This window comes from Marixanthomonas ophiurae (assembly GCF_003413745.1).
GTDB classification, from domain to species: Bacteria; Bacteroidota; Bacteroidia; order Flavobacteriales; family Flavobacteriaceae; genus Marixanthomonas; species Marixanthomonas ophiurae.
In genome coordinates this window covers 390,652-404,568 of sequence record NZ_QVID01000001.1, presented here as the reverse complement: position 1 = coordinate 404,568, position 13,917 = coordinate 390,652, and the positions used below count along the sequence as shown (strand labels likewise).

14 protein-coding genes are annotated in these 13,917 nt (G+C 37.4%); 1 reads left to right on the top strand and 13 read right to left on the bottom strand.

All coding sequences use genetic code 11. From position 1 onward, the window contains the following. Positions 1-4: 4 nt before the first annotated feature. The 11 genes from DZ858_RS01775 to DZ858_RS01725 form a co-directional block, all read right to left on the bottom strand. A complete protein-coding gene (locus DZ858_RS01775; protein WP_117157859.1) occupies positions 5-817 on the bottom strand; it encodes a purine-nucleoside phosphorylase in 813 nt (270 codons plus the stop codon). A gap of 14 nt (positions 818-831) precedes the next feature. Beyond that, a complete protein-coding gene (locus tag DZ858_RS01770; RefSeq protein WP_117157858.1) occupies positions 832-1,521 on the bottom strand; it encodes a TIGR04282 family arsenosugar biosynthesis glycosyltransferase in 690 nt (229 codons plus the stop codon). Positions 1,522-1,527: 6 nt separating this feature from the next. Next, positions 1,528-2,028 carry a rhodanese-like domain-containing protein gene (locus tag DZ858_RS01765; RefSeq protein ID WP_117157857.1) on the bottom strand — a complete coding sequence of 167 codons (501 nt, stop codon included), beginning with the start codon at positions 2,026-2,028 and terminating at the stop codon, positions 1,528-1,530. A gap of 73 nt (positions 2,029-2,101) precedes the next feature. Then, on the bottom strand, positions 2,102-2,926 hold the full coding sequence (locus DZ858_RS01760; RefSeq protein WP_117157856.1) for a metallophosphoesterase family protein: 825 nt from the start codon (positions 2,924-2,926) through the stop codon (positions 2,102-2,104). Further along, positions 2,911-4,245 (bottom strand): sodium:solute symporter family transporter, encoded by a 1,335-nt coding sequence (locus DZ858_RS01755; protein ID WP_117157855.1) that lies wholly within the window; start codon positions 4,243-4,245, stop codon positions 2,911-2,913. The genes DZ858_RS01760 and DZ858_RS01755 overlap by 16 nt, the downstream gene beginning before the upstream one ends. 16 nt (positions 4,246-4,261) lie before the next feature. Further along, positions 4,262-5,704 carry a SusD/RagB family nutrient-binding outer membrane lipoprotein gene (locus DZ858_RS01750; protein WP_117159485.1) on the bottom strand — a complete coding sequence of 481 codons (1,443 nt, stop codon included), beginning with the start codon at positions 5,702-5,704 and terminating at the stop codon, positions 4,262-4,264. 10 nt (positions 5,705-5,714) lie between these two features. After that, complete coding sequence (locus DZ858_RS01745) at positions 5,715-8,927, bottom strand: SusC/RagA family TonB-linked outer membrane protein (RefSeq protein ID WP_117157854.1); 3,213 nt, start codon at positions 8,925-8,927, stop codon at positions 5,715-5,717. Positions 8,928-9,008: 81 nt separating this feature from the next. Beyond that, positions 9,009-9,689 carry a DUF2064 domain-containing protein gene (locus DZ858_RS01740; RefSeq protein WP_117157853.1) on the bottom strand — a complete coding sequence of 227 codons (681 nt, stop codon included), beginning with the start codon at positions 9,687-9,689 and terminating at the stop codon, positions 9,009-9,011. Between the two features lie 3 nt (positions 9,690-9,692). Next, positions 9,693-10,760: an arsenosugar biosynthesis radical SAM (seleno)protein ArsS gene (gene arsS / locus DZ858_RS01735; RefSeq protein ID WP_117157852.1), complete on the bottom strand. Its 1,068-nt coding sequence runs from the start codon at positions 10,758-10,760 to the stop codon at positions 9,693-9,695. 3 nt (positions 10,761-10,763) lie between these two features. Further along, positions 10,764-11,099: an arsenosugar biosynthesis-associated peroxidase-like protein gene (locus tag DZ858_RS01730; protein WP_117157851.1), complete on the bottom strand. Its 336-nt coding sequence runs from the start codon at positions 11,097-11,099 to the stop codon at positions 10,764-10,766. A gap of 108 nt (positions 11,100-11,207) precedes the next feature. Then, the gene (locus DZ858_RS01725) at positions 11,208-11,978 is read right to left on the bottom strand and encodes a DUF481 domain-containing protein (RefSeq protein ID WP_117157850.1); all 771 of its coding nucleotides are present in this window, start codon (positions 11,976-11,978) and stop codon (positions 11,208-11,210) included. Positions 11,979-12,193: 215 nt separating this feature from the next. Between DZ858_RS01725 and DZ858_RS01720 the strand changes: the two genes are divergently transcribed. Next, entirely contained in the window at positions 12,194-12,415 is a 222-nt protein-coding gene (locus DZ858_RS01720; RefSeq protein ID WP_117157849.1) for a hypothetical protein, read from the top strand. On the opposite strand, the gene DZ858_RS01715 is transcribed toward DZ858_RS01720, so the two are convergent. Next, positions 12,412-12,762 carry a DUF488 domain-containing protein gene (locus DZ858_RS01715; RefSeq protein WP_117157848.1) on the bottom strand — a complete coding sequence of 117 codons (351 nt, stop codon included), beginning with the start codon at positions 12,760-12,762 and terminating at the stop codon, positions 12,412-12,414. The genes DZ858_RS01720 and DZ858_RS01715 overlap by 4 nt on opposite strands. Further along, on the bottom strand, positions 12,762-13,646 hold the full coding sequence (locus DZ858_RS01710; protein WP_117157847.1) for a tryptophan 2,3-dioxygenase family protein: 885 nt from the start codon (positions 13,644-13,646) through the stop codon (positions 12,762-12,764). The genes DZ858_RS01715 and DZ858_RS01710 overlap by 1 nt, the downstream gene beginning before the upstream one ends. Positions 13,647-13,917: the final 271 nt, after the last annotated feature.

The window sequence follows — 13,917 nt, the reverse complement described above, 5'->3', positions numbered from 1 at the left end:
CTTTTTAAAGTTGCTTTATCAATTCAGTAAATAAGGTGATCATATCGGGTTCAGCTTTTGCTGCCATGGCTAAAATGTCTGAAATGTCTACAGGCTTTAGGTTATCAGGATCACATTCATCTGTTAATACCGAAACGGCTGAAACACGCAATCCTAAATGATTGGCAACGATAATTTCCGGCACGGTGCTCATCCCAACGGCATCAGCGCCAATAATTTTTAAATAACGATATTCTGCTCGTGTTTCCAATTGTGGTCCAACAACACTTGCATATACACCTTTATGTAGATTGATATTTTTTTCTGAAGCAATTTTTTCAATTGTACTGTTCATTTCAGGATCATAAGGAGCGCTCATATCGACAAAGCGTTCGCCCATTTTTTCAATACCACGAATGGCTAATGGCGAACTTCCTTGTAGGTTTATGTGATCATCAATTAACATGATCTCTCCTTTTTTGAAGTTAAGGTTTACCGCTCCGGAAGCATTACTAATCAAAAGTTTTTTAATGCCTAATTCGTGCATAACACGTACTGGAAAACCAACATCTTGTAACGAATAGCCTTCGTAGATATGAAAACGACCTTGCATGACCATTACTTTTTTACCGCCTAACATTCCGAAAATCAATTTACCTTTATGAAATTCTACCGTAGCTGTTGGAAAATTAGGAATGTGGTTATAGCTAACCTCGCTTTGTATTTCAACATCTTCCAATAGTTTGCCCAGCCCTGTACCTAAAATAATTCCTACTTCAGGTTGGTCGAAACCTCGGTCTTTTAAAAATGCAGCAGTTTCTTGTATATATTGTAACATGATATTCTTTTAAATTAAAATTCGGTGTCTAAATAATCGGGTAAAAATTCCTGGAAAGCTTCATTATCTTTAATGTCGCTATAATAATCAACATCATTTCGTTCTTCTAGTGTTTTCAGCGTTTCGTCTTTTAAATCTTCTAAAGTTGCTTGCAACACTGAATCTTTTCCCCAATCTTTTTTACTAAAAAGAGCTTGATTGGGCTGTTTCATTCCCAATAAATAATAACCACCATCTTCCGCAGGACCAATTACATAATCATGGTCTTTCAATGCTGTAAAAGCATTGTCAAGATCTTCAGTATTTAGATCATACATATCGCTGCCAATGATGATAGCTTGGTCATATCCAAGTGAAAAAACCTCGGTAAATGCATTATACATCCGGATGCCCAGATCGTCTCCTTGTTGTAGTTTTTTGCTGTAGGTATTATTGTCCCAACTGTCTTCTTTATGAATCCCTTCACTGTAATACACAAACTTATCAGACTGTACATTGGCTGTGATTTCTGCGGTGTGCTGTAGAAGAAATTTGTAAATTTTTAAGGCAGACTCATCGCCTACACTTGTTGCTAAACGCGTTTTAACTTTTCCCAGTTCCGGATTTCGGGTAAAAATTAGTAACGCTTTTTTTGAAGTGGGAAAGTGAAAATCTTTAGCCAGATCTTCATCACCACCCACATTTTTTTTTGATAATAAGCCCATTGGATTTTATTTAATAATTATTGTTCCGTTATGTAGCCATTTGCTCCAGTTTTTCGAAAAGCCATGAATACTATCCGTCTCTTTTCCTTCTTCATTAATTAAGGGATATTTATTGTTTTTCCACTCAAAAACTCCTCCATATAAATTTTCAATATTACTATATCCAGCCTTTTTTAGTTTTTCTGAAATCTCTTCGGAACGGATTCCTAAGGAGCAATACACTACAATAGATGCATCTTTATTAGGAATCTTTTTAGAAACCGAATCGATCGAAAACTTTGAAAACCCTACATATTTTGATGAAGCAATATGGCTTACGTTGTATTCTTTTTTTTCTCTAGCATCCAAAATTAAAACGGAATCGTTCATCTGCCGCATCCGTAATTCCTCCACCGAAATATACGGAATACTTCGGGTATTATACTGTTGTAAAAGATCTCCTAAAGACTGCTGTGAAAAACCAGATATTGAAAGTAACAAAAGGAGAAAAGAAAAAATGTATTTCATAGTATTATTGGAGTGTTAAACTTACATATTATCAATTAACTTACGTGACATTGTGATGTTAAAATGATGTGAATTATGGCTGAATTCCAAACCCTTGCAACCCACTTTCTACCGGAGGTAGAATTTCTGTGTTGTCCCAAATTCCGGTGATAATTGTTCGTGCGTATTCTTCGGGCAATAGGCCGTTTTGCATTAACTTACTGGTTAATTTATGGTTATAATCCATGGTATGATGTGTAATCGATAATTTTCTATCGGCATCGTCCAGAATAGCGTACCAAACGTGTGGATTTCCATCGTTTGCAGGCATGCCGATAACCCCAGGATTTATCCATGTTTTGTTTTCTTCGGTATGTTTAAAAGGCAATCCACAATGTCCAGCGATAATTACGTCACTTTTGGTGATTTCAAAGTTTGGCTGTTTTATAGGCCATGGTGTTGATTTGTAAATGAATTCTGAAATATTAGACCAAGAACCATGTAAGACCGTTGTCTTTTTTCCTGCGTACGTAAATTGAATATGATCCGGTAATTCTTTTATAAAATCCAATGAACATTTTGAAAGCTTACTTTGCGCATACGGATACCACAATTGTGAAAACCCGTCACAACGAGATCCTTCTTTAAAATCGCAACCACAGTCATCAGCTCCTTCCCGTAACTGTAACTCTACATTCCCAGCAATGCTTTTGGCACCCCATAATTTAAAAAGTTGGACGGTCTCTTCAGGTTGTGCACAATAGCCTACAATATCTCCCGTGCAAATGCAGTTTTCTGCCGAAATATTATTTTTTTCAGCAATGCTTTTCAGTTTTTCGAGTGCTTGCAAATTGCTGTACACACCGCCAAAGAGCAAAACCTTCCCGTGTATGTTTATATGTTCTATTTTTTTATCCATGTGGGTGTCAAATATAAAATGATACAACTTAAAATTCCCCAAACATTTACCCAAAGTAAATCGGCATATTTTCCTTCGGTAAAAATGAGCTGTTGTGGAAATAGTTTAAAAACCAATAAAAAGCCGAAAACCAGTCCGCAAACAACACTTAAATAAAAACTGATTTTAGGCGCTGGAAGCTTCCAAAATAAAAATACAGGCGTCAATCCAATAACCATCGTTCCGGAAATGGTGGTGGCCGATAATATTTCAGCATTTAAAAAGACAGGAATGGTACCTAATATGGCGATTGCCGCCATAGATGCTCTTCCAAAAGTAAGGTCTATACCCATTTTTAGGTCGACAGCCAATAATTTTGAAAACGATGAAAAAGTAGAATCCAGTGTAGATGCCGCAGAGGTGATCATAATAAAATTAATGACCAATAAAATTACCACCCCAAACGCTTTGCCCACTTCAACGGCTGCTTGTCCTTTCATTCCTAGCGATTGTGCATACACACCAATAACACTAAATAATACAATACAAATTGCTCCTAGTAAACTCGCCCAGAGAAAACTTCTTCTGGTCACTTTTGGCGAACTTAAAAAAGCTCGGTCGGTTAATACAGGATCGTGAAATGGATAACTAAACGATTGAATAATAGCAGCAAAGAATAAGTTCAATCCTAGTTCAAATGTCCAAGAGCCTGAAACTGCTACTTTTTGAACTGTAAAATCTTCCGTAGAAAAAATAGCACCTAAAATAACAACCAATAAAATAGCAAACAATCCCATTTGAATCACATCGGTAAAAATAGAACTACTCAATCCACCTTTTATAGCATACGCCAAAGTTAAGGTAGTAAAGACTAAAATCGCCCAATAGTACGGTGTGCTTCCTTGGTTGCCAAAATAGGTGCCAATAACCATCGTATTGCTCCAAACTTCGTTAAAAAGCCGGATAGCAATTAATATTGAGAACAAAGCCATCGCTCCTCTCCCAAAACGGTTGGTTAAAAAATCATGAATGCTTTTAAACCCTCCTTTAACCCGCAATTGATAAATTATAATACCAGCAACGGCAAATGACAAATAATAACCAGCATAGGCGACGCCACCCACAATACCAAAATCTAACCCTAAGTTTGCAGCATTGGTAATGCTTTTGGCAAAAATCCATGAGATAATTAAGCTTCCCGTTAACCATAAAGCCGAGGGCGCTTTTTTACGATGGGTCGCCTTAAAAAATTGATCGGTAGATTTCGCCAATGGGGATAGGAAAAATAGTATTAAACTTGATACTAGTATGAGTCCCCACTGCCAGATTGTTACATTCATTTAATCACTTTTTATATTATTCATCCCACCAAACTGGCACGTTAATGCTGTTGCCATCTGTGGCATTCGCTGCTTCTTGATAATTTTCAGCATTTAATGCTTCTTCTTCGGCTGGGTACGGCATGCGTATAGGGATAATTCCATTGTTTAAACTGGCAGCTACGGGTTTAAATTCAGGGAAACCGGTGCGTCGCCATTCTACCCAACCTTCATAGCCATTAATGATATTCGCAATCCATTTTTGGGTGATAATTTGTTCAATTGGGGTTGTCCCAGTTGCATTATAGGCTGCTGTTCCTGTTAGATAATCCGAAGGCATTTCGGTTTGCCAATATTCAAAAGCTAAGGTTACGCCTGTTTCGTATAACGTTTGTGCATCTGCGGAAATGAATCCGCGTTCGGCAGCTTCAGCTAAATTGAAATAGGTTTCCCAAGCCGTTAAAAAGTTGGCGTCTAAAGTTGATGTATCTTCGCGAAAAGAAGTGCCTGCCAAGGAATAATTAGCTAGTTCAATAGAAGTGCTGGAAGCGTCAATTCCGTTTATTAATCCATTAAATTCACCTGAATCTGAATTTTCAAACGGACGGAAAAACTCAACAATTCGGTCATCATTCAGTTCTTTTAGGATATCCTCCATGGTTTCTGAAAGAACAAAATTGTTAAAATCGCCTACCCGAAGTTGTGCCAAACGAAAACTATTAGGATCGGTATTCGTAAAATTGAAAATAGCGTTTTGGTCATTCGTTTTTAAATAATTCCCGTCATTGTAAATAGCTTGTAATTCTGCTGAAACATCCACTTTTCCCGAAATACGAAGCAATTGCTTTATTTTTAAAGAATTTGCAAAGGTGATCCAGCTGTCTAAATTTCCATCAAAAAGAATATCGCCTTCTAACGGAATTACATCATCATACGCTTCAATGGCTGCAATTCCTTTGTCCAGGTTATCTAGAATTCCGCCTTCAGCTAAATAAATATCCTCTTGGGTGTCGTATTTTGGTGTTACCGTGCCATTTACGCCATTAAATGCTTCAGAATAGGGAACATCGCCAAATAAATCAGTCAATCCTGCTGCCATATAGGCTTTTAAAATCAAAGCTGGGCCTTCATAAACTGCGAAGGTTTCTGTGCTTTGAGATTGCTCGATTATAATTTGGTTGTCCCGAAGGTTGGTGTAAAAAATAGGCCACGGATTTCCACCTAATTGGGGTGATTTTAAGGCGTGACGATCGAATAAATTAAAATCTAACGCCGTGCGGTGCTGTGACAAGAGATCGCCAGCCACAAAACCTTCGTAACTCATTTGCTCGCCATAATCGTATATTACCTGTCTAAGCAATAGAGAGGGTTGCACCGAATTAGGCGCATTTGGGTTCGTGTTTATTTCTTCAAAATCTTTGGTACAGCCGCTTGCAAAAAGCAAGATGATGCAGCTAAATATATAGAGTAAATTTTTCATGGTTTTCATCTTAAAAATTAATTCCGGCTTTAAAACCGATACTTCTCGTAGTCGCATAACTCATATCTTCCACACCGCTAACAAAACCGTTTCCTTGAACGGCAAGCTGCTCCGGATCAAAATGTGGAATTTCTGAAAAAGCAAAAAGGTTTCTACCAATAATGTTGAAATTCACTTGTCCTCCTTCAGCCAGACCTAAAAATCCGTTTCTCAGTTCAAAACTATACCCAATTGAAAATTGGCGAAGTTTTAGATAGGAAGCATCATACACATTGTTTTCTTCGTGATTCCTATCGTAAAACTGGCGGTAATAGCTTTCTGCTGAAATAGCCGTCGTATTGGGTGTGTATTCAGGATTCGCTTCGGTTCCTATATTCACCACACCATTGGCTATAATCCCTTCTTCTGGTCGCGGGGTGGTTTCTGCTAATTGCCCACCAACGGTTGCCAAAGCGCGGGTTCGGGAAACCAATTCGCCGCCTTGTCGCCAGTCGAATAAAAAGCTAAGGTTCCAATTTTTATATTCAAAATTGTTACTCCAACCCAACATAAAATCTGGCGTGTAGTTTCCTATTTTTTTAAGGTTGTTGTCGGCAATATAATTTCCATTTTCATCGATGATAAAATCACCGTTTTCATTTTTTGAATACCCTGTTCCGTAGATGTCGCCTACTTCGCCACCTTCTTCTACTTGAAACCAAACCGTCTGGTTGGCACTGTCGTATATTCGGCTAAAAGCGAGTGTTAATCGACCGTCACTTTGCGGAAGATCTTCAACGACAGCCTTGCTAGTACTAAAGTTAAAGGTGGTGTTCCAACGGAAATCTGCTGTTTTAATAGGTGTTATTCCAGTTATAATTTCGAGACCTTGGTTTCTTACTTTTCCGCCATTTATAACCTGTTGATTATATCCTGAAGAAATTCCAATGGGAAGCGAAATAATTTGGTCTTCCGTTAAGGTATTGTAATAAGTAACATCAAAATTCAAACGATCCTTGAAAAACCGAAGATCAGCACCAAATTCATAGGAGGTGGTTTGTTCGGGTTTTAAATTTGAATTCGGAATAAAGTTTTGATTACTAAAAGTCGGTTGCCCTTGATAAGGCGTTTGCGAAACAAATGCTCCCGAAGTTTGGTAAGGAGCCGTATCGTTACCAACTTGAGCAACACTGGCTCGTAGTTTTGCAAATGAGAAGACTTCAGGCAATTCTGTTACATTGGAAAGAATAAAACTTGCTGAAGCCGATGGATAAAAGAACGAGGTCCCATCTACCGAAAAAGGGGTAGCCAACGCACTGGACCAGTCGTTTCGGGCGGTTAAATCTAAATAAAGAAAGTTTTTATAGCCTAATTTTGCTATTCCGTAGAACGAATTAATACGTTTTTTGCTTTCAAACTGAAACACTTCAATAGGTGATGCAGCGTTGTTGAGGTTAAAAATTCCCGGTTGAGCCAAGTTCACCGTTTGTGATTCTTTAGTTGATGCCGTTTGGTCTAACCGATTTCCACCTGCGGAAATATCCACTGAAATATTACCGAAAATATTATCGTAATTAATTAAGAAGTCGGTGTTCACTTCTCTAAATAACACATCGTGTTCTCCATACGCTCCATTTTTAAAACGGTTGCTACTAAAAGCACGTCTAAATTGTCGTCTTTCAGAAGAATAATCCAATCCTGACCGTAGCGAAATACTTAAATGCTCGGTAAAATCTTGCGTCACCGAAATGTTTCCGAAGACACGATCCCGCTCAAACGAGTTTCTATTTTCCAGTAACGTAAAATAGGGATTATCAAAGTACGTGTAGTTAAAAGAATATTGTTGCACGCCTTCAAGACCTGGTTGCCAATAATCGCGCATATTTTGGATGTTCAACGAGCGCGGTCCCCAAGCTACTAAGGCATAGTTTACGTTTTCACTTCCGTAGCCATTTGAAGGGCGGTTGTCACTTCCCGAATTTACATAACTTACAGAAGCATTAAACTTCGTTTTATCAGTAGGTCTAAAAGCTAATTTAGTAGCCACTGTTTGCCGGTCTAAATTTACTCCAGGAATAATACCATCGCTACGAAGATTGGTAAAAGACAAGCGGTAATTACCTGTGGAAAAACTATTGGAAACCGAAACATTATTAATAGTCGTAATACCCGTTCGGTAAAAATCCTTTAAATTATCTGGATGCGAATCGAAAGCCGTTGGCGTTATCGGCAAACCACTGTAAAGCGAGGTGTCTCCACCGCGAACTACGGTACCGTCTGGTAAAGTAACCGGGCTATCGTATTGCGGAATTAAATTCCCCACATCCAATCGTGGGCCCCAAGAATAACTAATAAGGTCGTTTGTTCCGCCGCCAAGACCATCGACGTAGGCAAATTCACCACCATTACCTTGACCATATTCATTTTGAAATTCTGGCAGTTTAAATGGCGTTTCAACAAAAAGCGACGTATTAATACTAACGCCTAATCCTTTTGCTTTGCTACCATCTTTGGTTTCAATAACGATCACTCCGTTTGAAGCGCGTGTACCATACAACGCTGCTGCACTGGGGCCTTTAAGCACGGTGACGGATTCAATATCATCTGGGTTGACTTCCATGGCACCGTTACCAAAATCTATTTCTTGAAATCCCGCAGCGGCTTCGTTGGTAAAATTAAAGACAGTTTCATTATTAATGGGGGTTCCATCGACAATAAATAGCGGATTATTGTTTGAGAAAGAAGATTCGCCTCGGATACTAATTTTTGAAGAAGAACCCACTCCCGTGGCTCCTTGCGAAACGGTAACCCCAGCCAGTTTCCCAGAAAGGTTGTCCAGAAAGTTGACTGCTTTTACTTCGTTAACACCTTCAGATTGCAACGTCTGTACGGTGTAGCCTAACTCTTTGGTTTCCCGTTTTAACCCCAAAGCCGTTACGACCACTTCATCTAAGCTAGTGGTCGCTTCTTTTAACTGAATTAAAAACTCCGTGTTATCACCCACGGGAACCGTTTGAGTGATATATCCTATTGAAGAAAAAGTCAAAATATTTTCGTTATTGGAAATTTCAATAGTGAAACTTCCGTTTTCATCGGTTGTGGTTGCTTCTCCATTGCTGGAAAGTACGTTTACAAACGGAATGGTCATTTCGTTTGTAGCATCTGTTACGGTGCCGGTAACAGTAGTTTGTGAATAGCTTATTGCTGAAATAAAAAACAATAAGCCCATGTATAATTGCTTCATAAAAATGTGTTGATTAGTAAAATAGAGGTGTTACCGATGGTTTTCGGTAATCGTTGAGTTTACAGTGTGTAGTAAACTTGATTAAGAAGCAATTCTGGGCGAACCTTTGTTGAAAGGTGTTTTTTGAAGGGTTTTCTGAAAATGAATGGGTGCTAATTCAAATAAAATCTTTTCAGAAATAAGAAGTGTAGAAAGTATCTTTTTTAATGAATAAGAAAGTTTTCTGAAGCTATTCAGGACAACTTTTATATCGGAAACCGAATCAATATCCGTGAGTGTTTCCAGCCATTCTATTTGAATGTTTTTAGAATGGAATAGCAGTGAAATCCTTCTGTTCAAATTGGAAGTCTGCCACGGAAGTTTCAGAAAAAGGGAGGCATCAAAATGCGATTTGCGCAAACCCATCATATAATAACCACCATCTGTGGAAGGTCCTAAAACAATAGGGTTGTGTTGTAATTTTTCAGCAGTTTTAGAAATGTGTCGCGTTTGTAGATGCGGCGTATCATTACCTAATGTAATGATGTTTTCGTATCCTTTATCAAAAACAGATTGAATGGCATTGACGTAACGTTCACCAAAACTGTTCCCGATTTGTTCTTTTTCAGAAAAATGAAAATAGGGAAGGCCTGTTTTTTTTACTTTAGAAAGGGTCTGTTTATTAAGTTCACCAAATAAAGTTGCCGATTTTCGAAAGGGTTTTAGAACCTTTTCTTGTTGGGCCGAATTGGCAAAAATTAATATTGCAGTATTGTTGTTCATAGATTATTCGGCAACAGAACCTTGACAGCTACTACCAGCACCTGCGGTGCAGCCGTAACAATGTTGCGAAATGATAATATTTCGATCGTTTAAGACGTCTTCGTTGTATTCTGAAATATGCTGTACTTCACTATCAACCTTTAATTCTAGCATTTGATTAAAATCGCAATCGTACAACCAACCATCCCAACTTATAGAAATAGTATTGGTACACATTACATTTTTAACGGCTTCAGGATTGTAGGCTTCCACCAATTGGTACATATATTCCTCATAATTTTCCGAAGCAATTAAATAATCTAGAAAACGGGCAATTGGTAAATTGGTAATGGCAAATAAATCGTGGAAATGAATTCCGAAATCTTCCAATAAAGCCTTTTTAAAGTCTTTTTTCATGTTTTCTTGATCAGTAGGCAAGAAAGCACCACTTGGGTTGTATACCAAGTCCAACCGAAGGTCGCTATCTGGCATTCCGTAGCCGATGGCGTTTAATTCTTGCAGCGCTTTTATTGACATATCGAAAACACCTTCACCACGTTGTTTATCGGTCTTTCCACGCGTCCAATGTGGCATGGAACTTATTACATGCACATTGTGTTTTTTGAAAAACTGCGGAAGGTCGTAATACTTTTTATTGGCGCGGATAATCGTCAGGTTGCTTCGTACAATAAAATCTTCAATCCCTGCTTTGCTGGCCTCTTCAACAAACCATCTAAAATTCGGGTTCATTTCGGGAGCACCTCCTGTAAGGTCAACGGTATGCGCACCGGTATTTTTTATAACTTCCAAACACTGTTTCATCGTTTCGACAGTCATGATTTCCTTTCGGTCGGGACCGGCATCTACGTGACAGTGATCACAGGTTTGGTTGCACATATACCCTAAATTGATCTGAAGAATCTCCAATTTTTGTGGTTTCATGGGAAATTGCCCCGTTTCTTCAATTTTATCTGCAAATGTTGGCAACTCACCACTAGCAAAAATTCCGTTTGAGAGAATTTCAAGCTGTTTGTTAGATTGTGCGAGTTCGCTATTTCGTTTTTGTAGGGATTGTGTTTTAAGTTTGGTCATAAATTATCCGTCAAGTTTATTTACTTTGTTCATCATCATTACACCATGTACTAAGGTAGCACCACTTTTAATAGCAGCACCTACGTGAATGGATTCCATCATTTCTTCTTTGGTTACACCGCGTTGTAATGCATCTTTAGTGTATGCGTCAATGCAATAAGGGCATTGTTCGGTGTGTGCTACAGCTAATGCAATTAGTGATTTTTCACGGGCAGTTAATTTGCCTTCTTCAAAGACTTTTCCGTAGTAATCAAAAAATTTCTCTCCTAACTCTTCGCTCCATTCGGTGATATTTCCAAATTTACGAAGGTCTTTAGGGTCATAATAATTAGACATGATTGCTAGTATTTATTATAGTTACGAAAGTTAAACCTCTTTGGTTTTACTTCGGTAAATATAACAAAGTAGTCTTTTGAAATACAAAAAGCTTACGGAAGTTTTAAATTATCAGTCAAATGTATAAGCGACCCCAGTTGTAAAATCGTATTGTGAGTTGGGGATTCCTATTGCAGGAAAAGCATCGTAGGTGAAGGTGTAACTGGTTTTTAGTGCGAAATTTTTAAAAAGCCCAACCAAAAGCGATGACTGACTGGAAATCCGGTAGTCTTTAAATTTACTCAATTGCGGTTGGTAATAGGTAGTGCTTACAATACTAATATGCTCGGTGGGATATAGGCTGAACGAAAAATAAATACTGCCCCTAATATCCCGTTGTATGGGTGTTATGCCATCGAGGACTTCCTCATATTCATACATAAGGAGCGACCCAAGGTAGAATTTATAATTATCCAGTTGTGATAGCTTAAACCGGGGCCCGGTACCTGCCAGCCCTCTAAAGTTTATTAAATTAACTTTATTGTATTGCCCTTGCATAAAAGCTTCCCAAGTTATCAATGAAGAGAGTTTGTAGTTATACCGAAGGTGCGAAATAAAGCTATTACTCAACTTCTCGCCCTCTATTTTCTGAAAATCGATATCGTTTTTGAACAATATTAAACTCTTATTCATTTTATACTGAAGGTGTATGTTGTTCGAAATAGTAAAAAAATCATTTACATTTCGTTTTAATTGAAAATCAAGACTCGCCGAACCAGAATAACCAGAAGTGTCGGTTACTTTCCGCAATGACTCTGCATTTAAAATTTGTGAAGTAGCTTTTTCAGAAGAAAAAAACACTACTATAGATACACTAATGATGAATAAAAAACTAAGTTTCATAAGTTTTATCTTTTACCAATAAACACAATCAATGCAAAAATATAGATTTTAAAATATAATTTCAGTAAATAGGATTTTGAGACACAGTGTTAAAGTATTGTTTAAAATTATTTAAAGAAAGAATAAGCCATTACTTTTAACCGCTTAAAACAGAAATGAAAAAGACAGAAAGTCTTTTGTGTTTTAAAAACTGACAAATAAAAAAAGAATTTACTATGGATGTTGTTAATGAAGCCCTACAATTTGAAGAAGAAACTACAAGCTTTAAATCTACCAACGAGCGAATAGTAGCTTCCAAGAAAGCTAAGAAATTAATATTGGCATTAAATGAACGTTATAAAAAGACGAAAGATGCTAAATTAATGGATATTATGAAACGCCTTACGGCTATTAAAAAGAAAGCTGAGAAAAGAATCAAGGCAAAAATCGTAGTTTAAAAGTTGCTTTCAAGGTATTCTTTTAAGACAACGGCTTGATTGTGTTTTTCGTCTTTTGCACCGAACAGCAGTGTCACCTGTTTTTCTTTAGCAATAGACGCGATTTCTTTTAAGTCATCGGTATGTTTTGAAAGTTCCTTTTTATATTTATTCTTGAATTCTGAAAAGCGTTCAGATTTGTGATCAAACCATTTTCGCAAGTCGGTTGAAGGAGCTATGTCTTTATTCCAATCGTCTAAACGCGCATCTTCTTTGCTAACACCTCTTGGCCAGACTCTGTCTACCAATACTCGATGTCCGTCTCGATTTGCAGCATCTTCGTATATTCGTTTTATTTGTAGTTTCATTACTCTTCGTTCCAAAGCGTGGGAAAAAATTTTCGCTGTTGAAATTTAGGATGTAAATACTTTTTCCATTCCGATCCGCCGGTTGCGGTTTTATTTTCTCCCTTTTTGTCTAAATAATGTCTTGCTGTGTTTAAGTGCACCAAAGGCCATTCTACATTGTATAGCTTGTCAAATTCTAAGATTATTTTCTGAAGTGCTGAAGAAGGATTTTCTAGTTGTAGAAATTTTTCTTCCAACGTATCCCCCTTCACATTATTGGCTAAAGAGATAAATGAGTCCAGATATTTTTCCTCGAACTGACGTAGGGTTAGGGTTTTAGAATCTGTTTTACGATTATATCCTGCATCACGCCAATAAATGTGTTCGAAATAATCTTCGGTTGAAGGGTTTTTAGGAAGTCGTTTTTTGCCTTCTTCGTTTACTAAGTTTTCAAGTTTAGTGCAGTAAATCTCAATATACCGAAATTGCGCACTCTGAAACCCGCTAGCTGGGGTTAAGGTTGACCGGAAAATGTTGTAATCTTCATAGCTCATACCGTCTTTCATGATATCGAAAGAGGTGATGAGCATATTTACATAACGATTTAATCGCGAAAACTTGTCAAGCCAAATTTCTTCGTCTACACTGTCCATTTCATGTAACTGAATAACCTCGTGACGTACCATTTTTAAAAGCAGTTCGATTACTTGATGGTACATAATAAAGATTTTTTCATCTTTAAAATCGGTTCGCGGTTTTTGCAGAGAAAGCAAGGTTTCAACCTCAATGTAGTCCCAATAATTAATGGGTTTGGCCTGCAATAGTCCTTTAAGATAGGTGTCTGGATTTTCACCCAAGGCTGTGTATTTTTCGTTGATTGCTTTTATAATGTCTTCTTGTTTCATACAAATGCCCGGGAAGAAGGGTGTCTTTTTCGTTAATTTATCTTAAGCTATAAAGATATTTAGATTTTTGGAATTTCAATAGAATAGACTTGGTAAATAGAGAGGTTTTAAAAAACAAAAAACCCGAAACAAACGTTTCGGGTTTATGTGGTACCTCCAGGAAAGGAAAGGAAGTCTTTTGCTTATTTGCAACTTTAACACTTTTATTTCTAAACAAATATATAATAATAAACTATATGATTTATAAACCTATTAGTAATTAATAAAAAAT

Coding starts and splice junctions, on each gene's coding strand:
- DZ858_RS01745 (WP_117157854.1), bottom strand. CDS start 8,927: ATGAAGCAATTATACATGGGCTTATTGTTTTTTATTTCAGCAATAAGC.
- DZ858_RS01740 (WP_117157853.1), bottom strand. CDS start 9,689: ATGAACAACAATACTGCAATATTAATTTTTGCCAATTCGGCCCAACAA.
- DZ858_RS01760 (WP_117157856.1), bottom strand. CDS start 2,926: ATGGATAAAAAAATAGAACATATAAACATACACGGGAAGGTTTTGCTC.
- DZ858_RS01765 (WP_117157857.1), bottom strand. CDS start 2,028: ATGAAATACATTTTTTCTTTTCTCCTTTTGTTACTTTCAATATCTGGT.
- DZ858_RS01720 (WP_117157849.1), top strand. CDS start 12,194: ATGGATGTTGTTAATGAAGCCCTACAATTTGAAGAAGAAACTACAAGC.
- DZ858_RS01755 (WP_117157855.1), bottom strand. CDS start 4,245: ATGAATGTAACAATCTGGCAGTGGGGACTCATACTAGTATCAAGTTTA.
- DZ858_RS01725 (WP_117157850.1), bottom strand. CDS start 11,978: ATGAAACTTAGTTTTTTATTCATCATTAGTGTATCTATAGTAGTGTTT.
- DZ858_RS01770 (WP_117157858.1), bottom strand. CDS start 1,521: ATGGGCTTATTATCAAAAAAAAATGTGGGTGGTGATGAAGATCTGGCT.
- DZ858_RS01750 (WP_117159485.1), bottom strand. CDS start 5,704: ATGAAAAATTTACTCTATATATTTAGCTGCATCATCTTGCTTTTTGCA.
- DZ858_RS01710 (WP_117157847.1), bottom strand. CDS start 13,646: ATGAAACAAGAAGACATTATAAAAGCAATCAACGAAAAATACACAGCC.
- arsS (WP_117157852.1), bottom strand. CDS start 10,760: ATGACCAAACTTAAAACACAATCCCTACAAAAACGAAATAGCGAACTC.
- DZ858_RS01775 (WP_117157859.1), bottom strand. CDS start 817: ATGTTACAATATATACAAGAAACTGCTGCATTTTTAAAAGACCGAGGT.
- DZ858_RS01715 (WP_117157848.1), bottom strand. CDS start 12,762: ATGAAACTACAAATAAAACGAATATACGAAGATGCTGCAAATCGAGAC.